The organism is Pseudomonas yamanorum (assembly GCF_013386765.1).
GTDB lineage: Bacteria > Pseudomonadota > Gammaproteobacteria > Pseudomonadales > Pseudomonadaceae > Aquipseudomonas > Aquipseudomonas yamanorum_A.
Genome location: NZ_JACARE010000002.1, coordinates 42,491 through 62,520 on the forward strand (window position 1 = coordinate 42,491; position 20,030 = coordinate 62,520).

Here is a 20,030-nt window from a genome sequence, read left to right on the forward strand (position 1 = left end):
CAGCGAGGCTGCGTCAGGCGCGCCTCTGTACTTGGCTTGGCTCGAGGGCTGCAGTGCGGCCAACGCAGCCTCGCTGGCGCTCGACAGCTGCTACGGGGGGGGCGTTGTTTTTACTCGTTGTAGATGTCCTGATCGCCGAAGTATTTCTTCTGGATCTGTGCGTAGGTGCCATCGGCCTGGACGGCGGCGATGCCTTTGTTGATCAGCTCCACCAGGTCCTTGTCGTTCTTGCGCAGGCCCATGGCGATGTCGAGCGGCAGGGTCGGGTCCTTGAACGCCGGGCCGGTCTTGAAGTCGGCTCCTTCAGGCTTGGACAGGAAGTTGAGCTGGGCTTCGAGCTTGTCGGTCAGGGTGGCGTCGAGCCGGCCGTTTTGCAGGTCGGCGTAGTTCTGTTCCTGGGACTGGTACGCCTTGATCTGCGCGCCAAGCTTGGCCAGGTGCGCACGGGCGTAGGCTTCCTGCAGCGAGCCTTGCAGTACCCCGACCTGTTTGCCTTTCAGGGACTCGGGGGTGTCGCCGAAGTCGGCGCTTTTGCGGGTGATCACCGAGGTCGGGCTGAGGAACAGGCGGTCGCTGAAGTCGATGACTTTCTGGCGGGCCGGGGTCACGGCCATGGAGGACATGATGGCGTCGAACTTGCGCGCGCGCAGGGCCGGGATCATGCCGTCGAATTCGTTGTGGACCCACACACATTTGACTTCAAGCTTGGCGCAGATGGCGTTGCCCAGGTCGATGTCGAAGCCTTGCAGGCTGCCGTCGGCGGCGACCGATTCAAACGGTGGGTATTCGGGGAAGACCCCAAAGCGGATTTCTTTCCATTCCTGGGCCTGGGCAGCGGTGGCGGCCAATGGCAGGAGCAGCGCAGCGAAAAGTGATCGGAGCGGAGTCATGTGTATTCCCTATATTTTGTAATTGATGTCAGGGCAGTAGAAAGCTGAAAGCTAAGGCGAGCTGGCTTTTGTGGAGAGGGAGCAAGCTCCCTCTCCACATTGGGCTGTTTCTTGGCAGAGAGAATGCTTCAAGATGGTGCGTTTTTTGTGTCGTTTACCCCCGCTGCGGCGCGCGGAATGTGCTGTTAAAACGCGAGCGGCAGCGGAAACGGCTGCGACACCCGCTAAATCGGCTTGTCGATTGGTTTTTTCCGGCCTGCCCCTCACGCAAAGCGGCAGGCCAGAGCGGTCTCAGGCGCGCTTTTTCTGCTGTGCAGCCGGCGCTTGGGCCAGGCGGGCAAACAGGTCTTTGGGGTCGGCGAGGTCCGGCACCAGTTCCAGTTCGCTGCCCACGTCCAGCGCCTTGGCCACGTCCAGCACGTAACGCAGGGCGGAGTAGTCTTCGATGGCAAAACCCACCGAGTCGAACAGGGTGACCTGGCGCGCATTTTCGCGGCCCGGGGCCTGGCCGTTGATCACTCGCCACAGTTCGGTGACCGGCGAATCTTCCGGCATGTGCTGGATCTCGCCTTCGATGCGGCTTTGCGGTTCGTACTCGACGATCACCCGCGCACGTTCGACGATTCGTCGGTCCAGCTCGGTCTTGCCCGGGCAGTCGCCGCCCACGGCATTCAGGTGCATGCCCGGTTCGATCATCTCGTCCGTCAGGATGGTGGCGTAGGCCTTGTCGGCGGTCACGGTGGTGACGATGTCGGCGCCTTTCACGGCTTCGGCCACGCTGCCGGCCAGGATCACCTTGATCGCCGGGAAGGCTTTCAGGTTGGCGGCCAGCTTGGCGGTGGCCTTGGCGTCGATGTCGAACAGGCGGATTTCATTGATGCCCAGCATCGCGTGGAAGGCCAGGGCCTGGAATTCGCTCTGGGAGCCGTTGCCGATCAGCGCCATGCTGCGACTGTTGTCCCGGGCCAGGTAGCGCGCCACCAGGGCCGAGGTGGCGGCGGTGCGGATCGCGGTGGTCAGGGTCATTTCCGCCAGCAGCACCGGTTTGCCGGTGTCCACATCGCCCAGGGCGCCGAAGGCCATCACGGTGAGCATGCCGCTCTGGGTATTTTTCGGGTGGCCGTTGACGTATTTGAAGGCGTACAGCGACGCGTCGGACACCGGCATCAGCTCGATCACGCCCTCGGGGGAATGGTTGGCCAGGCGTGCGCATTTTTCAAAGTCCTGCCAGCGCAGGTAGTCGGCGCGGATGTACTCGGCCATCTCGGTGATGCAGGTTTGCAGGCCTTTTTGCGAAACCAGGTAGCTCAAGTCGTTGACGTCGATATAGCGGGTCATGGGAAGACTCCTTATTGAAATGAGGGGCGGGCGGGCAGGTGCACTTCCGCCAACATGCAGCGGGCACTGCCGCCGCCGATTCGTTCGATGTTGTCGATGTTCACCACCACCGGGCGGGTGTGGCGTTCCACGTGCTGGCGCTGGGCCGGCTTGAGCGAGCCCCAGGCGCTGGCCGACATCACCAGCAGCGGCTGGCCGTCGCGGTCGTGGACTTCCAGCATGTTGCCGGCGAAGGCTTCCAGCTGGTCGAAGTCCAGGGCGACGATGTCTTTGCCGGTGTCGCGCAGGGAGCGTTCCAGGGCCTGGCGCTCGTGGTCGTCGGGCAGGGCTTGCAGGCACACCACGGAGAGGTCGCAGCCGACGCTCATCATCACGTTGCTGTGGTAGATCGGCGCTTGGTGGCGGTCGACGGCGTGGAACACGCACACCTGGTAGTCCAGGCGTTCGGCGAACTGGCGCAGGGCGTCCTGATGGGTACGCCCGGAATGGCAGGCGTAGCTGATGCGGTGCTGGCGGTCGAGGACCATGCTGCCGGTGCCTTCCAGGAACATGTTCTGTTGTTCGAGGTGGCTGAAGTCGATGGTGTTGTGGATCGCGAAGCGTTGCTCCAGTACTTGCAGCACGCCTTTGTCGCGCTCCAGGCGGCGGTTCTGGCCTTCCATCGGGTACAGCACCAGGCTGCCGTCGGCGTGGCTGCTCCACCAGTTGTTGGGGAAGATTGAATCCGGGGTGTGGGGCGCGGGAGTGTCCTGGACCACCAGCACTTCAACGCCGTGATGGCGCAGGGTGTCGACGTAGCCGTCGAATTCTTCCAGCGCTTTCTGCTGTGCGGCCAACGGGTCGAGGGGCGCGCGCTGGAAGCGGTTGTTGATCGCGGTGTCCGGGTTGAAGGCGAAGTGCGCCGGGCGGATCATCAGGACGGTGTTGGTGGTTTGCATGGGTGCACGGGTCCATGGGTTGGGCAGTGAGGCTATTTTGTGCGGTGTGAAGGAAGAATCCCGGCTGAAGTGAGGGGGCGGCTCAGCCGGGAAAGCTGAAAAGTGGGGTGGGGCAGCCGAATCGGCTGTCGGGCGCGATTGAAGGAACAAAGCTGATCAACTGTGGGAGCTGGCTTGCCTGCGATAGCGGTCTGTCAGTCAATCAAGTATCGACTGACAGACCGCTATCGCAGGCAAGCCAGCTCCCACATTAGTATGGGGGGGCTGCAGGAATTGAGTCCGTCATTAAGGAGTGCCCATGCCCACTGAAGTTCGTCTCGCCCAAACCACCGATGCCGAGGGCATCAGTCAGGTCATCCTGGCGGCCCTGCATGACAGCAACGCGCGGGATTACCCGGCGGATGTGATTGCGCGGGTGGCGAGCAACTTTACCCCTGAGGCGGTGGTGGGATTGCTGGCGCGTCGAACGGTGTTGGTGGCCGTCCAGGATGAGGTGATCGTTGCCACTGCCGCGCTGGATGCCAACGTGGTGCGCTCGGTGTTCGTCAATCCGGCGCTGCAAGGGCAGGGCATTGGGCGCTTGCTGATGATTGAGCTCGAGTTGCGCGCCCGGGAGGCAGGCGTGACGACGCTGCATGTGCCGTCTTCACTCACGGCCGAGCCGTTCTACACCAAGCTGGGTTTTCACACGGTGCGCGATGTCTACCATGGCAATGAGCGCACGCTGGTGATGGAGAAGGGGTTGTCGTCCCGCCATCCCATCGGCGGCTATCGCGACCGGGCGCATAGGGCACAGGTGGTGGCGCTGTGGCAGGCGGCGTTTGGTTATGACGCGGCGCACAACCTGCCGAACCTGGCGATCGACAAGAAGCTGGCGGTCAATGATGGGCTGTTTTTCGTGGCTACCGATAAGAAGGCGGTGATCGGCACCATCCTCGCCGGCTACGACGGGCATCGTGGCTGGCTGTATTCGGTGGCAGTGCATAACGACTATCGCCGTCAGGGCCTGGGCGCCTCGCTGGTGCGGCATGCGGAGCAGGCGTTGACTGCGTTGGGTTGCATGAAGATCAATTTGCAGATCACCAGCGGCAATGATGCGGTGATGGGGTTTTATGAGGCGCTGGGTTATGGCGCCGAGCCGCGGATCAGCATGGGCAAGAAGATTCTGGAAAATATCCCGGCGGGTAAGGCCTGAAGCCCGATTTTCCAAACGCTGGAAACTAGATGTGGGAGCGGGCTTGCCTGCGATGGCGGTGGGTCAGTCAATAAACATGTCGACTGATACTCCGCTATCGCAGGCAAGCCAGCTCCCACATTGGTTTTGTGGTGTTGCTGGTGTTGCTGGTGTTGCGGTGTTGCTTAGACTTTGACGATCCAGCCTGCAGGCGCTTCGACGTCGCCGGATTGCACGCCAGTCAGCTCTTTGTAGAGCTTCTGGGTGACCGGGCCGACTTCTTTTTCGCTGTAGAACACGTGCAGTTTGTCTTTGTATTCGATGCCGCCGATCGGGGTGATCACGGCCGCGGTGCCGCAGGCGCCGGCTTCCTTGAAGTCCGACAACTTGTCGATCAGCACGTCGCCTTCAACCACTTCCAGGCCCAGGCGGGATTTGGCCAACTCGATCAGCGACAGGCGGGTGATGCCTGGCAACACCGACGGCGAGTTCGGGGTGACGAACTTGTTGTCGTGGGTGATCCCGAAGAAGTTGGCCGAGCCGACTTCTTCGATTTTCGAATGGGTGGCCGGGTCGAGGTAGATGCAGTCGGCGAAGTTGGCTTTTTTGGCCAGGGAGCCGGGCATCAGGCTGGCGGCGTAGTTGCCACCGACCTTGGCTGCGCCGGTGCCGTTTGGCGCCGCACGGTCGTAACCGGAGATCAGGAAGTTGTGCGGGGTCAGGCCGCCCTTGAAGTAGGCGCCTACCGGGATGCAGAAGATCGAGAAGATGAACTCTGGCGCGGTACGCACGCCGATGTTGTCACCGGTGCCGATCACGAACGGGCGCAGGTACAGCGCGCCGCCGGTGCCGTACGGCGGGATGAAGCGTTCGTTGGCGCGGACGACTTCCTTGCAGGCTTCGATAAAGGTATCGGTCGGCACTTGTGGCATCAGCAGGCGGCCACAGCTGCGCTGCATGCGCGCGGCGTTCTGGTCCGGGCGGAACAGGTTGATCGAGCCGTCCTTGCAGCGGTAGGCCTTAAGGCCTTCGAAGCATTGCTGGCCGTAGTGCAGGGCGGTGGAGCCCTCGCTGATGTGCAGCACGTTGTCGTCGGTCAGGGTGCCTTCTTGCCAGGCGCCGTCTTTCCAGGTCTGGAGGAAACGCTTGTCGGTCTTGATGTAGTCAAAACCCAGCTTGTCCCAATTGATGCTTTCGTTACCCATGACACCCTCTATCTTTGGTCAACCGCCTGGTCGAAGGCAGGCTTATGGTTTATTTCTGGATGGGCGCAACAATACTTCATTCTTGGCTTGTGTGGGAGCGGGGTAGGTGGACCATTCGACATCCTGGTTGGCCGATCCACCGTCATCGCGGGCAAGCCCGGCTCCCACATTCGACCGAGTTGCCCTGTCGAATGTCGATCCCTTGTGGGAGCTGGCTTGCCTGCGATGGCGCCACCGCGGTCTCAAAGGTGCAATGCATGCCCCAGGGCCCGCAGCGCCGCTTCCTGTACCGCTTCGCCGAGGGTCGGGTGGGCGTGGATGGTGCCCGCCACGTCTTCCAGGCGTGAGCCCATTTCCAGGCTCAGGCCGAAGGCCGTGGACAATTCCGAGACGCCAACGCCCACCGCCTGCCAGCCGACGATCAGGTGATTGTCGCGGCGCGCCACCACCCGAACGAAGCCGGTTTTCGACTCCAGGGTCATGGCCCGGCCATTGGCCGCGAACGGGAAGCTCGACACGATGCAGTCCAGCCCGGCGGCCTTGGCCTCGTCCGGGGTCTTGCCGACCACCACCAGTTCCGGGTCGGTGAAGCACACGGCCGGGATCGCTGCCGGGTTGAATTCGCGGGTTTTACCGCTGATCAGTTCGGCCACCATTTCACCCTGGGCCATGGCGCGGTGGGCGAGCATCGGTTCACCACTCAGGTCGCCGATCGCCCACACATTGCGCATGCTTGTCTGGCAACGGCTGTCGATTTTGATCGCAGAGCCGTTCATGTCCAGGTTCAGCGCTTCGAGGTTCCAGCCCTGGGTGTTGGGTTTGCGACCAACGGCAACCAATACCTGGTCGGTTTCCAGCGACAGCGTATCCCCGCTGGGGTCACGCACTTGCAGGGTGCTGTTCTCAAAGCCGGTGACGCTGTGCTTCAGGAATACCTTCACCCCGAGCTGTTTCAGGGACTCGGCCACCGGCTGGGTCAGTTCGGCGTCGTAGGCCGGCAGGATCCGGTCCTGCGCCTCCACCACGCTGACCTCGGCACCGAGCTTGCGATAGGCAATCCCCAGCTCCAGGCCAATATAGCCGCCACCCACCACGATCAGGCGTTTAGGGATGCGTTTCGGCGCCAGGGCTTCGGTGGAGGAGATGATCGGCCCGCCAATCGGCAGCATCGGCAGGTTGACGCTTTTCGAACCGGTGGCCAGCAGCAGGTGCTCGCACTGGATGCGCTGGTCGCCGACGTCGACGGTCTTGCCATCGACGACCTTGGCCCAGCCTTGAATGACCTGCACCTTGTGCTTTTTCAGCAGCGCCGCAACGCCGGTGGTCAGGCGGTCGACGATGTCGTCTTTCCATTCCACGCTTTTGCCGATGTTCAGGGTCGGCACATCAACTTCGATGCCCAACGGTGAACCCAGGCTGTGGTGCACGGTTTGCTGGAACTGTTCGGCCACATGAATCAGTGCTTTCGAGGGAATGCAGCCGATGTTCAGGCAGGTGCCGCCCAGGGACTGGCCTTCCACGAGGATGGTCGGGATGCCCAGTTGGCCAGCGCGAATCGCCGCCACATAACCGCCAGGCCCGCCGCCGATAATCAGCAGCGTGGTGTGCAATGTTTGAGACATGGGTTACTCCAGGAACAGGCTGGCGGGTTGTTCGAGCAGGCCACGGATGGCCTGGATGAATTGCGCCGCGTCCATGCCATCGACCACCCGGTGATCGAAGGAGCTGGAGAGGTTCATCATCTTGCGAATCACGATCTGGCCCTTGATCACCATCGGCCGCTCGACAATCCGGTTGACCCCCACGATGGCTACTTCCGGCAGGTTCAGCACCGGTGTGCTGACAATCCCGCCCAAGGCGCCCAGGCTGGTCAGGGTAATGCTCGAACCCGACAGCTCATCGCGACTGGCCTTGCCATTGCGCGCAGCGTTGGCCAAACGGTTGATTTCTTGCGCCGTGCCCCACAGGTTGCGGGCTTCGGCATGCCGCACCACCGGCACCATCAGGCCGACATCGCTCTGGGTGGCGACGCCCACATGCACCGCGCCGAGGCGGGTGATCACCTGGGCTTCGTCGTCATAACGCGCGTTGATCTGCGGGAAGTCCCGCAGCGCCACGACCATGGCCCGTACCAGGAACGGCAACAGGGTCAGCTTGCCGCGGGTGGCGCCGTGCTTCTCGTTGAGGTGCACGCGCAACTCGTCGAGGGCGGTGACGTCGATCTCTTCCACATAGCTGAAATGCGCGGCGCGCCGGGTGGCGTCCTGCATGCGCTGGGCGATCTTGCGGCGCATGCCGATCACCGGAATTTGTTGCTCGTCGTTGCGCTCGGCGTACGGGTTGGAGGCAGCGGAATTTTTCGCCGGACCCTGGAGCAAGTAAGCGTCCAGATCTTCATGCAGAATCCGGCCGGCCGGGCCGGAACCCTGGACCAGTCGTAGCTGGATGCCAGCATCCAGCGCATGTTTGCGCACGGCCGGGGAGGCCAGTGGGCGGTCATCGGCCTCGCGGGCCACGGGGGCTTGTGCAGCCGCCACCGCGGGCTTGGCTGCCGGCTTGGGCTCAACCACTGGCGCGGCCTTGGCTTCAACTTTCGCAGCAGGAGCGGGCGCGACGTCTTCAACCACCGCTGACAACGCCGACTCCCGGGTATTGCCGGCGCCTTCCACTTCAATGCTGATCAGGATACTGCCCACTGCCATGACTTCGCCGGGCTCGCCGCCGAGGGAAATCACCTTGCCGTGCACCGGCGAAGGAATGTCCACCATGGCCTTGTCGGTCATCACATCCGCCAGCACCTGGTCTTCTACCACCAGGTCGCCGACCTTGACGTGCCACACCGACAATTCAACTTCTGCGATGCCTTCGCCGATGTCCGGCATCTTGATAACGTGCGTGCCCATTCAGACCTCCATAACCCGATGCAAAGCCGCGCCCACTCGGGTCGGGCCAGGGAAATACGCCCACTCTTGCGCGTGGGGATACGGGGTATCCCAACCGGTAACGCGCTCGATCGGCGCCTCCAGGTAGTGGAAGCAATGCTCCTGCACCAGCGCCACCAGCTCGGCGCCGAACCCGCAGGTACGGGTGGCTTCGTGAACGATCACGCAGCGACGGGTTTTCTTCACGGAGTTGACGATGGTTTCCAGGTCCAGCGGCCACAGGCTGCGCAGGTCGATGACTTCGGCATCGATGCCGGTTTCTTCAGCGGCGACTTGCGACACATACACCGTGGTGCCGTAGGTGAGAATGGTCACATCCTTGCCTGGGCGGGCGATGGCGGCCACATCCAGCGGCACGGTGTAATAACCGTCCGGCACTTGCGCTTGGGGGTGTTTCGACCACGGGGTTACCGGGCGGTCGTGGTGGCCGTCGAACGGGCCGTTATACAGGCGCTTGGGTTCGAGGAAGATCACCGGGTCATCGTTTTCGATGGAGGCGATCAGCAAGCCCTTGGCGTCGTAAGGGTTGGACGGCATCACTGTGCGCAGGCCGCAGACCTGGGTGAACACCGCTTCGATACTCTGGCTGTGGGTCTGACCGCCGTAGATGCCGCCGCCGCAGGGCATGCGCATGGTCAACGGTGCGGTGAACTGGCCGGCCGAGCGATAACGCAGGCGGGCGGCTTCGGAAATGATCTGGTCAGTGGCCGGGTACACGTAGTCGGCGAACTGAATCTCGGCCACCGGGCGCAGGCCGTAGGCGCCCATGCCGACCGCCACGCCGACGATCCCGCTTTCGGAGATCGGTGCGTCGAACACCCGCGAGGTGCCGTACTTGTTCTGCAAGCCTTCGGTGCAACGGAACACGCCGCCGAAGTAACCGACGTCCTGGCCGAACACCACCACGTTGTCGTCTCGCTCAAGCATCACATCCATGGCCGAGCGCAAGGCTTGGATCATGGTCATGGTCGTGGTGGTCATGGCGGTTTCCAGCTGGATATTGTTGTTGTGATCGTTCATGTCAGATCCCCAACTCTTGACGCTGGCGCTTCAAGTGCTCCGGCATCTCTTTATAAACGTCCTCGAACATGGTCGCGGCGCTTGGAATCTGGCCACCGGCCAGGGTGCCGTACTGTTCGGCTTCTTTCTGCGCCTTGATCACTTCGGCTTCAAGCTCGGCACTGACCGCCGCGTGTTCCTCTTCGGACCACTGGCCAATCTTGATCAGGTGCTGCTTGAGGCGCGCAATCGGGTCGCCCAGCGGGAAGTGGCTCCAGTCGTCGGCGGGACGGTATTTGGACGGGTCATCGGAGGTGGAGTGCGGGCCGGCGCGGTAGGTCACCCACTCGATCAGGGTCGGCCCCAGGTTGCGGCGGGCGCGTTCGGCGGCCCAGGCAGAGGCGGCGTACACCGCGACAAAGTCGTTGCCGTCCACCCGCAGGGAAGCGATTCCGCAACCCACGCCGCGTCCGGCAAAGGTCGTGGCTTCACCGCCGGCGATGGCCTGGAAGGTGGAGATCGCCCACTGGTTGTTCACAACGTTAAGGATCACCGGCGCCCGGTACACGTGGGCGAAGGTGAGGGCGGTGTGGAAGTCGGATTCGGCGGTGGCGCCGTCGCCGATCCAGGCCGAGGCAATCTTGGTATCGCCCTTGATCGCCGAGGCCATGCCCCAGCCCACGCCCTGTACGAATTGGGTGGCGAGGTTGCCGGAAATCGTGAAGAAACCGAAGTCTTTTACCGAGTACATGATCGGCAACTGGCGACCCTTGAGCGGATCACGCTCGTTGGACAGCAGTTGGCAGATCAGGTCGACCAGCGGCACTTCCCGGGCCATCAGGATGCTTTGCTGGCGGTAGGTGGGGAAGCACATGTCGTCGATGTTCAAGGCCAGGGCCTGGGCGCTGCCGATGGCTTCCTCGCCGAGGCTTTGCATGTAGAACGACATCTTCTTCTGACGCTGGGCGACCACCATGCGGTTGTCGAAGATCCGCGTCTTGAGCATGGCACGCATGCCCTTGCGCAGAATCTCCACCGGTACGCCTTCGGCCCACGGGCCGAGGGCCTGGCCCTGATCGTCGAGCACGCGAATCAGGCCTTTGGCCAGGTCGGCGGTGTCGGCCGGTTCTACGTCGATAGGGGGTTTGCGCACGGTGCCTGCGTCAGTCAGGCGCAGGTAGGTAAAGTCGGTCTTGCAGCCTGGGCGGCCCGAGGGTTCGGGAACGTGCAGGCGCAGTGGTTCATACTGCTGAGTCATGGCTTTCTACGCTCTATCTTGTGAATTTCTTGTAGTGGGCGCGGTAGCTGACAGTCCTTCTTCGGGTAGAAGAAATCTTGTCCTACAACAATCATAGGCTCGGCTCAGGAGAATATTTATCTCTGTTTCGTTGCGTTGGAGATCATTTGGGGATAAAAAAACTGCATAAACATAATAAACAGGTGGTTTTGTCTCATGCGCAAACTGGACCGTATCGATATCGGCATTCTGAACGCTCTTCAGGAGAACGCCCGCATCACCAACGCCGACCTGGCCCGCTCGGTCAACCTGTCGCCCACCCCGTGTTTCAACCGGGTAAAGGCCATGGAAGAACTGGGGCTGATTCGCGACCAGGTGACGCTGCTGGACGCCGACCTGCTGGGGTTGCACGTCAATGTGTTCATCCATGTCAGCCTGGAAAAACAGAACGAACTGGCATTGCAGCAATTTGAAGGGGCGATTTCGGATCGCCCCGAAGTGATGGAGTGCTACCTGATGGCCGGCGACCCGGATTATTTGATCCGGGTGCTGGTGCCGACCATCCAGTCTTTGGAGCGTTTCATGATGGATTTTTTGACCAAAGTGCCGGGCGTCGCCAACATCCGCTCCAGCTTCGCCCTCAAGCAAGTGCGCTACAAAACTGCGCTGCCGCTGCCGGCCAACGGCATCAACCTCGGTTAAAGAGCCCTGTTCCTAAACAACAACACAGCCCAACTGTGGGAGCTGGCTTGCCTGCGATAGCGGTGTGTCAGACACCCCATCTGGCGGCTGGTACTCCGCCATCGCAGGCAAGCCAGCTCCCACAGTTGTCAATAATGCATTTCAGAGTTGGTTGAGCGGAATCTTCAGATACACCACACCGTTCTCTTCCGCCGGCGGCATCACCCCGGCCCGCACATTCACCTGGATCGCCGGCAGCAACAACGTCGGCATGCCCAACCCGGCATCCCGCGTAGTGCGCATTGCTACAAACGCCGCCTCATCCACCCCGTCATGCACATGAATATTCCCCGCCCGCTGTTCCGCCACCGTGGTCAGGCACTTGGCCGCGCGGCCTTCAGGCGGATAGTCATGGCACACATAAAGGCGGGTTTCAGGCGGGAAGGCCAACAACTTGCGCATCGACGCAAAGAGCTGTCGCGCATCCCCACCAGGAAAGTCGCAACGTGCCGTTCCCACATCCGGCATGAACAGCGTATCGCCCACCAGAATCAGCGAGTCTTCAATCAGGTAAGCCATATCCGCCGGCGTATGCCCCGGCACATGCAGCGCCTGGGCCTTCAGCTTGCCGATGTGAAAAACCTCATCCGGCGCAAACAGATGATCGAACTGCGACCCGTCCACCCGAAATTCCGGCTCCAGGTTGAACAGGTTCTTGAACACCCCCTGCACCTTGCTGATGGACTCGCCAATCGCGATCTTGCCGCCCAACTGCCGACGCAGATACGGCGCAGCCGACAAATGATCCGCATGGGCGTGGGTCTCCAGCAACCACTGCACCTGCAAGCCATGCTCGCGCACAAACGCGATCACCTGGTCTGCCTGGCCGGTGCCGGTGCGCCCGGAGGCCGGGTCGTAGTTGAGCACCGAATCAACGATGGCGCAGGGGCCACCGTCCGTTTCATAGACGACGTAGGTGTAGGTCGACGACGCCTCGTCCAGAAAGGATTGAATCAACGCGGCCATGACGGATGTCCTAAATAAGTAGTTACAATCACTTTACGTTTACACATAATGTTTTGAGCTTAAGTGACAGAGAGAGCCACACGCAAATGGAATCGAACCTGAGTGAAGGCGAAGTCGCGCAATTGCGTGCCTCCGCGTCCAAGGCCTGCGCCTTGCTCAAGGCCCTGGCCAATGAAGACCGGCTGCTGATTCTCTGCCAGTTGACCCAGGGCGAGCGCAACGTCGGCGAGCTGGAAACCATGACCGGCGTGCGCCAGCCCACGCTGTCGCAACAGTTGGGCATCCTGCGGGACGAAGGGTTGGTAGCCACCCGTCGGGAAGGCAAATACATTTTCTACGGGCTGGCCAGCCACGAAGTGATTCAAGTGATGAAGACGCTGTCCGGGCTGTATTGCGGTGCAGTGATAAAAAGCTGGGCGTGACGCCGTACGGCAACGACCCTTGTGTGCACTTTTAAAAGAAAGGCCATAGACCATGAACGACCAACACTGGGGCCCTACCATCAGTGGCGATATCGTAGTCATCGGTGGCGGCTCGGCGGGCATCGGCCTGCTGGCCAGCCTGCTCAAGCGCGACCCGCACCTGAACCTCATCCTGATCGAACCCAGCGACCATCACTACTACCAGCCGGCCTGGACCCTGGTGGGCGGCGGCGCTTATGACGTTACCAAGACCGTGCGCCCCATGGCCGACGTGCTGCCCAACGGCGTCACCTGGATCCAGGCGGCGGTCAGCGAATTGCTGCCCGAGGAGCAAACCCTGGTGCTCGACAGCGGCCAGCGCGTCAGCTGGAAAAACCTCATCGTGTGCCCGGGCCTGCGCCTGGCCTGGGAAAAAATCGAAGGCCTGCCGGAGACCCTCGGCCAGCACGGTGTGACCTCCAACTACAGCTACCAACATGCCGCCTACACCTGGCAACTGGTGCAGCAACTCAAGCAGGGCAAGGCGATCTTTACCCAGCCGGCCATGCCGATCAAATGCGCCGGTGCCCCGCAAAAAGCCATGTACCTGTCGTGCGATCACTGGCTCAGGCAGGGTGACCTGAAAAACATCAAGGTCGAATTCAACCTGGCCGGCGCTGCCCTGTTTGGCGTGGCGACCTTCGTGCCGCCGCTGATGAAGTACGTTGAAAAGTACTCGGCGCAACTGGCCTTCAACTCCAACCTGGTCAAAGTCGACGGCCCGGCGCGCAAGGCCTGGTTTGAAATCAAGGACGCCGACGGCAACGTGCGCGTCGAAGAGAAAACCTTCGACCTGCTGCACGTGGTCCCGCCGCAGGTCTCCCCGGACTTTATCCGCAACAGCCCCCTGGCCGATGCCGCCGGCTGGTGCGAAGTGAATCCCCAGAGCCTGCAACACCTGCGTTACCCGCACATCTTCGGCCTGGGCGATGTGTGCTCCACCACCAACGCGAAAACCGCCGCGGCGGTGCGCAAGCAAATCGTGGTGGTGGCGGAAAACCTGCTGGCCCTGCGCAAACAGGCGCCTTTGCCTCTCAAGTACGACGGCTATGGTTCCTGCCCGCTGACGGTGGAGAAGGGCAAGGTGGTGCTGGCCGAGTTCGGCTACGGCGGCAAGCTGCTGCCGACCTTTCCCCTCGACCCGACCGTGGCGCGGCGTTCGGCGTGGTTCCTCAAGGCGAGCTTCCTGCCGTGGTTCTACTGGAACGGCATGCTCAAGGGCCGCGAGTGGCTGACCCGTTTGGCCAAGGTGGATTGAGGCAACCCTATGCTGCTGGCAAGTTTGCTGGGTGTGTTGATGGGCTTGGTCATGGGCTTGACCGGTGCCGGAGGCGGTATTCTTGGCGTCCCGGCGCTGGTGTTGGGGCTGGGTCTGACCATGACCCAGGCCGCGCCCGTGTCGTTGTTCGCCGTGGGTGCGGCTGCGGCCGTGGGTGCAGCCGACGGCTTGCGCCATGGCCTGGTGCGTTACCGCGCGGCGCTGCTGATTGCGCTGCTCGGCGCGCTGTTTTCGCCGCTGGGGGTGTTCTTCGCCCACCAGATGCCGGAGAAGGTCCTGATGGGCCTGTTCAGCGCGCTGATGGTGCTGGTGGCCTGGCGCATGCTGCAGCGGGAGAAGATTGAGGCCGGGCCAAGCGACCACGGTACCGCGTCCTGGGGCCAGAAGAACTGCATGCTCGACCAGCAGACCGGGCGCTTCTCCTGGACCGCCAAGTGCACCGCCACCCTGGCGGCCCTTGGCGCAGTGACCGGCGCGGTGTCGGGCCTGCTCGGCGTGGGCGGCGGCTTTCTGATCGTGCCGGCGTTCAAGCAACTGACCGATGTGCAGATGCGCGGCATCGTCGCCACCTCGCTGATGGTGATCAGCCTGATCTCGTTGGTCGGCGTGGTCGGGGCGTTTCATGCCGGGGTCCGTATCGAGCCGATGGGCTGGGTGTTTATCGGCTCGAGCATCGTCGGCATGTTGGCGGGCCGGCGCCTGTGCTCGGTGATCAAGGCGCGCACCCTGCAGGTGGGCTTCGCCACCCTGTGTGTGCTGGTGGCGGTGGGCATGTTGGTGCGGGCCCTCATCCAGGCGCCTTGAAACAGGCTCAACTTCCAGGTACTGCGGTATCAGCGCCGCAGATAGGCGCTGAAGTCGATATCCCCGGCACTGAGAATCGCCTGCACCCGATTGTGCACATTCAACTTGCGCAAGATCGCCGAGACATGGGCCTTCACCGTGGTCTCGGCAATTTCCAGGCTATAGGCAATTTGCTTGTTCGAGTCGCCCTTGGTCATCCGCTCCAGCACCAGCAATTGCTTGCGGGTCAGCGCTTGCAGCAGTTCCGGCGCAAGCCTCAGGCAATCATTCATGCGCCGCTGCCCGCCGATTTTCTGACTGCGAATGATGTCCGGCGGCAAATACACATTGCCGTTGAGAATCTGTTGGATCGCCTCGGTCATTTGCAGCCTGGGCGAGGACTTGGTGATAAACCCCACCGCGCCATAGGTGATGGCTTGCAGCACGATCTGCTTGTCCTGCTCGGCAGACACGATCACCACCGGAATCGTCGGCGCCTCGTTGCGCAGGTTGATCAGGCCATTGAGGCCGTGCATGCCGGGCATGTTCAGGTCCAGCAGGATCAGGTCCAGGTCATCGTGCTCCTGGGTCAGGGCCAGGGCGCTGTCCAGGTCGGCGGTCTCCATCACTTCGCTGCCCGGGAACCCGTCGCTGATGACGTTGTGGATCGCTTCACGAAACAGCGGGTGATCGTCGGCAATCAGAATTTTGTACATGGCCGTTCACCTTATTTTTTGCTTATTCAAGCCGGTCCAATCCATAGGGGCATGCGGCTATTACATGCCAGTCTCGATCCCTTGGGAATGCGACGATAGAGAGGGAAACCAGTACCAAAGTAGTAGATCGTGCCGTGCGTCGCGGGTCCAGCGCTACCCATTGGTCTGATTGCATTCAGTGCCGGATGGGTTAGTGTGGGGTGCATTCTTCAAAATAATAAAAACAGGCTTACCAATGAGCCCGAACCTGAGTCTCCTGCGTAAATTCGTTTCCCCTGAAATCATCTTTGGCGCCGGCTGCCGGCACAACGTAGGCAACTACGCCAAGACCTTTGGCGCGCGCAAGGTGCTGGTGGTCAGCGACCCCGGTGTGGTCGCCGTCGGCTGGGTGGCCGATGTCGAAGCCAGCCTGCAAGCCATCGGCATCGACTACTGCCTGTACACCGCCGTCTCGCCCAACCCCCGGGTTGAAGAGGTGATGCTCGGCGCCGAGGTCTACCGCGAAAACCATTGCGACGTGATCGTCGCCGTCGGCGGCGGCAGCCCGATGGATTGCGGCAAGGCCATCGGCATCGTGGTCGCCCACGGCCGCAGCATCCTGGAGTTCGAAGGTGTCGACACCATCCGCGTGCCGAGCCCGCCGCTGATCCTGATCCCGACCACCGCCGGCAGCTCGGCGGATGTCTCGCAGTTCGTGATCATTTCCGACCAGCAGGAGCGCATGAAGTTTTCCATCGTCAGCAAGGCGGTGGTGCCCGATGTGTCGCTGATCGACCCGGAAACCACGGCGAGCATGGACCCGTTCCTTTCGGCCTGTACCGGCATCGATGCGCTGGTGCACGCCATCGAAGCGTTCGTGTCTACCGGCCACGGCCCGTTGACCGATCCCCACGCCCTGGAAGCCATGCGGCTGATCAACGGCAACCTGGTGCAGATGATCGCCAACCCCGGCGACATCGCCCTGCGGGAAAAAATCATGCTCGGCAGCATGCAGGCCGGGCTGGCGTTTTCCAATGCGATTCTCGGCGCGGTGCATGCCATGTCCCACAGCCTCGGCGGGTTTCTCGACCTGCCTCATGGCCTGTGCAACGCGGTGCTGGTGGAACACGTGGTGGCGTTCAACTACAACTCGGCGCCGGAGCGCTTCAAGGTGATTGCCGAGACCTTCGGCATCGATTGCCGGGGCCTCAACCATCGGCAAATCTGCGGCCGGCTGGTGGAGCATCTGATCGCGCTCAAGCACGCGATCGGCTTCCACGAAACCCTCGGCCTGCATGGCGTGCGGGTGGCGGACATTCCGTTTTTGTCGCAGCACGCGATGCACGACCCGTGCATCCTCACCAACCCGCGCGAATCCAGCCAGCGTGACGTCGAGGTCGTCTATGGCGAAGCTCTCTGACGATCAGCAACGGGCCCTCGCCGGGCTGCTGGGGCTGGGCAACCATTCGGCGCGCAAGAGTCATTACCCGGAACTGACCGCGCGCCTCGATGAACTGGAGGCCGAGCGCAAACGCTACATCCGCCTCAACGATGAACTGGAGCAGCGGGTCGCGGCGCGCACCGACGAGTTGCTGGAAGCCAACCACAACCTGCAACAGCAGATCGCCCAGCGCGAGCGGATCGAGCAAGACCTGCGCGATGCCCGGGACGCCGCCCAGGCGGCCAACCGCAGCAAGGACAAATACCTCGCCGCTGCCAGCCATGACCTGCTGCAACCCCTCAATGCCGCGCGCCTGCTGATCTCCACCCTGCGCGAGCGCAACTTGCCCAGTGTCGAACAGGTGCTGGTGGAGCGCACCCACCAGGCCCTTGAAGGCGCCGAGGATTTGCTCACCGACCTGCTGGACATCTCCCGTCTCGACCAGGCGGCGGTCAAGCCGGACATCGCCCTGTACCGCCTCGACGAACTGTTCGCGCCGCTGGTCTCGGAATTCCAGTCGGTCGCCGCAGCAAAGGGGCTGAACCTGCGAGCGCGCACCGGCCGCTACGCGATCAACACCGACCTGCGGCTGATGACCCGCATCCTGCGCAACTTCCTCAGCAACGCCTGCCGCTACACCAGCGCGGGCTGCATCCTGCTGGGGGCGCGGCGCCGGGGCGATCGCCTGCGCCTGGAAGTGTGGGACACCGGCCGCGGGATTGCGGCGGACCGTCTGGATTCGATCTTCCTGGAGTTCAATCAACTGGACGTGGGCCGCGCCGCTGACCGCAAAGGCGTCGGGCTGGGGCTGGCGATTGTCGAGCGCATTGCCGAGATCCTCGGGTATCCGGTGGCGGTGCGTTCGTGGCCGGGGCGCGGCTCGATGTTCAGCATCGAAGTGCCCATCAGCGAGGAAATGCCGTTGCCCATCAGCGTGGTGGCGGCGCAACCGGGCGCCGGCAATCCGTTGCCGGGCCGCCGCCTGCTGGTGCTCGACAACGAAGTCAGCATCCTCGACAGCATGAGCGCGTTGCTGGGGCAGTGGGGCTGCGAGGTGGTCACCGCCACCGACCAGGCGGACGCGCTGGTGGCGTTGCAGGGCAGGGCGCCGGAGCTGATCCTGGCCGACTATCACCTGGACCATGGTGTGGTGGGCTGCGAGGTCGTGCGCGAGTTACGCGAGCATTTTGGCTGCCGTATCCCGGCGGTGATCATCACCGCCGACCGCACCGACCAGTGCCGCCGCGCCTTGCAGCGCCTGGGCGCGCCTTTGCTGAACAAACCGGTCAAGCCCGGCAAGTTGCGAGCGGTGTTGAGCCAGTTATTGGCCCAGGGCCTTGATACCCGTCAACACCGGACGTGACGCTTTGCCTCATGCTGTCGGCCTGATTTAAAGGTCGACGGAGAACCCCATGAGCGCCCCCGCAACAACTGCTGCTTCCTTCAAGTTGCCCTTGGGCCTGGTGGTCGGCGTGCTGGTGATGGCCGGCGTGCTGCTGTTGCCGCTGCCGGCTGACTTGCCGGTGGCCGGGCACCGGATGCTGGCGATCCTCGCGTTTGCCGTGGTGGTGTGGATCACCGAAGCGGTCTCCTATGAGGCCAGCGCGATCATGATCACCTCCCTGATGGCGTTTTTGCTCGGCACTGCGCCGTCGCTGCAAGACCCGACGCACCTGATCGGTTCCAGCCCGGCCATCAGCATGGCGTTGACCGGGTTCTCCAACCCGGCGTTGGCGTTGGTGGCGGGGGCGTTGTTTATCGCGGCGGCCATGACCCACACCGGCCTGGACCGGCGCATCGCGCTGGTCACCTTGACCCGCGTGGGCACCAGCACCCGGGGGATTCTTGTCGGGGCGATTGCGGTGACCGTCCTTCTCAGCCTGGTGGTGCCCAGTGCCACAGCCCGTAGCGCGTGTGTGGTGCCGATCATGATGGGGGTGATTGCGGCGTTTGGTGTGGACAAGCGTTCCAACATCGCGGCCGGGATCATGATCGTCGTGGCCCAGGGCACCAGCATCTGGAACGTCGGCATCCAGACCGCGGCGGCGCAGAACCTGCTGACGGTGGGCTTCATGGACAAGATGCTGGGGCAGCGGGTGTCGTGGATCGACTGGTTGATCGCGGGGGCGCCGTGGGCGCTGATCATGTCGGCGGTGTTGCTGTTTCTGGTATTGAAGCTGTTGCCGCCGGAGAGTGACAGCATTCCTGGGGGCAAGGAGGCGGTGGCGCAGTCGCTGGCGGACATCGGGCCGATGACCGGGCCGCAGAAGCGCTTGCTGACGGTGTCGGTGTTGCTGTTGCTGGCGTGGGCCACGGAAGGCCGGTTGCACAGCTTTGATACGACCTCCACGACGTATGCCGGGTTGGTGTTTTTGCTGATGCCGGGGATTGGGGTGATGACCTGGAAGGATGTGCAGTCGCGGATTCCGTGGGGCACGGTGATTGTGTTTGGGGTTGGCATCAGCCTGGGGACGGCGTTGCTGACTACCCAGGCGGGGCAGTGGCTGGGGTCTCAGGTGGTGGCGCACACCGGGTTGGATCAGGTGGGGCCGCTGGGGGTGTTTGCGATTCTGGGGGCGTTTCTGATTGTGATTCACCTGGGGTTTGCCAGTGCCACGGCGTTGACCTCGGCGTTGTTGCCGATTTTGATTGCGGTGTTGCAGACGTTGCCTGGGGAGTTCAGTCGGCTGGGGATGACGATGTTGTTGGGGTTTGTGATGAGCTACGGGTTTATCCTGCCGATCAATGCGCCGCAGAACATGGTGTGTTTGGGGACGGGGACGTTTACGGCTCGGCAGTTTGCCAAGGTTGGGATTTTGGTGACGTTGATTGGGTATGGGTTGATGTTGGTGTTTGCGGCTACGTATTGGAGTTGGTTGGGGTGGATTTGAGGGGGGGGGTGTACATATCCGTTATTCAGGTAACGGCCGCCTATGGTTTC

18 protein-coding genes are annotated in these 20,030 nt (G+C 62.4%); 8 read left to right on the forward strand and 10 right to left on the reverse strand.

Annotated elements, in window-relative coordinates; genetic code table 11:
• Window positions 1-110: 110 nt before the first annotated feature.
• The 3 genes from HX875_RS00580 to ctlX all read right to left on the reverse strand — a co-directional run bounded on the left by HX875_RS00580 (window position 111) and on the right by ctlX (window position 3,166).
• Entirely contained in the window at window positions 111-890 is a 780-nt protein-coding gene (locus HX875_RS00580) for an ABC transporter substrate-binding protein (protein WP_010166754.1), read from the reverse strand.
• A 291-nt stretch (window positions 891-1,181) separates the two neighbouring features.
• Complete coding sequence (locus HX875_RS00585; protein WP_177040850.1) at window positions 1,182-2,228, reverse strand: ornithine cyclodeaminase; 1,047 nt, start codon at window positions 2,226-2,228, stop codon at window positions 1,182-1,184.
• An 11-nt stretch (window positions 2,229-2,239) separates the two neighbouring features.
• Window positions 2,240-3,166 carry a citrulline utilization hydrolase CtlX gene (gene ctlX, locus HX875_RS00590; RefSeq protein ID WP_177040852.1) on the reverse strand — a complete coding sequence of 309 codons (927 nt, stop codon included), beginning with the start codon at window positions 3,164-3,166 and terminating at the stop codon, window positions 2,240-2,242.
• Window positions 3,167-3,464: 298 nt separating this feature from the next.
• Between ctlX and HX875_RS00595 the strand changes: the two genes are divergently transcribed.
• Window positions 3,465-4,361: a GNAT family acetyltransferase gene (locus HX875_RS00595; RefSeq protein WP_177040854.1), complete on the forward strand. Its 897-nt coding sequence runs from the start codon at window positions 3,465-3,467 to the stop codon at window positions 4,359-4,361.
• A gap of 164 nt (window positions 4,362-4,525) precedes the next feature.
• Here HX875_RS00595 and HX875_RS00600 read toward each other — a convergent pair whose 3' ends face one another.
• The 5 genes from HX875_RS00600 to HX875_RS00620 all read right to left on the reverse strand — a co-directional run bounded on the left by HX875_RS00600 (window position 4,526) and on the right by HX875_RS00620 (window position 10,744).
• The gene (locus tag HX875_RS00600; protein WP_177040856.1) at window positions 4,526-5,545 is read right to left on the reverse strand and encodes a branched-chain amino acid aminotransferase; all 1,020 of its coding nucleotides are present in this window, start codon (window positions 5,543-5,545) and stop codon (window positions 4,526-4,528) included.
• 242 nt (window positions 5,546-5,787) lie between these two features.
• Window positions 5,788-7,167, reverse strand: a complete 1,380-nt coding sequence (gene lpdA, locus HX875_RS00605) for a dihydrolipoyl dehydrogenase (protein WP_177040857.1) — start codon at window positions 7,165-7,167, stop codon at window positions 5,788-5,790.
• 3 nt (window positions 7,168-7,170) lie between these two features.
• Window positions 7,171-8,448 (reverse strand): dihydrolipoamide acetyltransferase family protein, encoded by a 1,278-nt coding sequence (locus tag HX875_RS00610; RefSeq protein ID WP_177040859.1) that lies wholly within the window; start codon window positions 8,446-8,448, stop codon window positions 7,171-7,173.
• Window positions 8,449-9,507 (reverse strand): alpha-ketoacid dehydrogenase subunit beta, encoded by a 1,059-nt coding sequence (locus HX875_RS00615; protein WP_010166768.1) that lies wholly within the window; start codon window positions 9,505-9,507, stop codon window positions 8,449-8,451.
• 1 nt (window position 9,508) lies between these two features.
• Window positions 9,509-10,744 (reverse strand): 3-methyl-2-oxobutanoate dehydrogenase (2-methylpropanoyl-transferring) subunit alpha, encoded by a 1,236-nt coding sequence (locus HX875_RS00620; RefSeq protein ID WP_177040861.1) that lies wholly within the window; start codon window positions 10,742-10,744, stop codon window positions 9,509-9,511.
• 195 nt (window positions 10,745-10,939) lie between these two features.
• On the opposite strand from HX875_RS00620, the gene bkdR reads away from it, so the two are divergent.
• Complete coding sequence (gene bkdR / locus HX875_RS00625) at window positions 10,940-11,425, forward strand: Bkd operon transcriptional regulator BkdR (RefSeq protein ID WP_003212855.1); 486 nt, start codon at window positions 10,940-10,942, stop codon at window positions 11,423-11,425.
• A gap of 141 nt (window positions 11,426-11,566) precedes the next feature.
• Here bkdR and HX875_RS00630 read toward each other — a convergent pair whose 3' ends face one another.
• Window positions 11,567-12,430: an MBL fold metallo-hydrolase gene (locus tag HX875_RS00630; RefSeq protein ID WP_177040863.1), complete on the reverse strand. Its 864-nt coding sequence runs from the start codon at window positions 12,428-12,430 to the stop codon at window positions 11,567-11,569.
• An 86-nt stretch (window positions 12,431-12,516) separates the two neighbouring features.
• On the opposite strand from HX875_RS00630, the gene HX875_RS00635 reads away from it, so the two are divergent.
• Genes HX875_RS00635 through HX875_RS00645 form a run of 3 tightly spaced genes read left to right on the forward strand, consistent with a single transcriptional unit; the run spans window position 12,517 to window position 14,974 of the window.
• Window positions 12,517-12,852, forward strand: a complete 336-nt coding sequence (locus HX875_RS00635) for an ArsR/SmtB family transcription factor (RefSeq protein WP_010166774.1) — start codon at window positions 12,517-12,519, stop codon at window positions 12,850-12,852.
• 52 nt (window positions 12,853-12,904) lie between these two features.
• Window positions 12,905-14,149, forward strand: a complete 1,245-nt coding sequence (locus HX875_RS00640; RefSeq protein ID WP_177040864.1) for an NAD(P)/FAD-dependent oxidoreductase — start codon at window positions 12,905-12,907, stop codon at window positions 14,147-14,149.
• Window positions 14,150-14,158: 9 nt separating this feature from the next.
• Window positions 14,159-14,974, forward strand: coding sequence for a sulfite exporter TauE/SafE family protein (locus tag HX875_RS00645; protein WP_177040866.1), 816 nt, complete (start codon window positions 14,159-14,161; stop codon window positions 14,972-14,974).
• Window positions 14,975-15,003: 29 nt separating this feature from the next.
• Here HX875_RS00645 and HX875_RS00650 read toward each other — a convergent pair whose 3' ends face one another.
• Window positions 15,004-15,669 carry a response regulator transcription factor gene (locus tag HX875_RS00650; protein WP_177040867.1) on the reverse strand — a complete coding sequence of 222 codons (666 nt, stop codon included), beginning with the start codon at window positions 15,667-15,669 and terminating at the stop codon, window positions 15,004-15,006.
• Window positions 15,670-15,904: 235 nt separating this feature from the next.
• Between HX875_RS00650 and ercA the strand changes: the two genes are divergently transcribed.
• The 3 genes from ercA to HX875_RS00665 are packed head-to-tail and all read left to right on the forward strand — an operon-like array spanning window position 15,905 to window position 19,980.
• Window positions 15,905-17,068: an alcohol dehydrogenase-like regulatory protein ErcA gene (gene ercA, locus HX875_RS00655; RefSeq protein ID WP_177040869.1), complete on the forward strand. Its 1,164-nt coding sequence runs from the start codon at window positions 15,905-15,907 to the stop codon at window positions 17,066-17,068.
• A complete protein-coding gene (locus tag HX875_RS00660; RefSeq protein WP_177040871.1) occupies window positions 17,052-18,452 on the forward strand; it encodes a hybrid sensor histidine kinase/response regulator in 1,401 nt (466 codons plus the stop codon). The genes ercA and HX875_RS00660 overlap by 17 nt, the downstream gene beginning before the upstream one ends.
• Before the next feature lie 49 nt (window positions 18,453-18,501).
• A complete protein-coding gene (locus HX875_RS00665) occupies window positions 18,502-19,980 on the forward strand; it encodes a DASS family sodium-coupled anion symporter (RefSeq protein WP_177040873.1) in 1,479 nt (492 codons plus the stop codon).
• Window positions 19,981-20,030 lie beyond the last annotated feature (50 nt).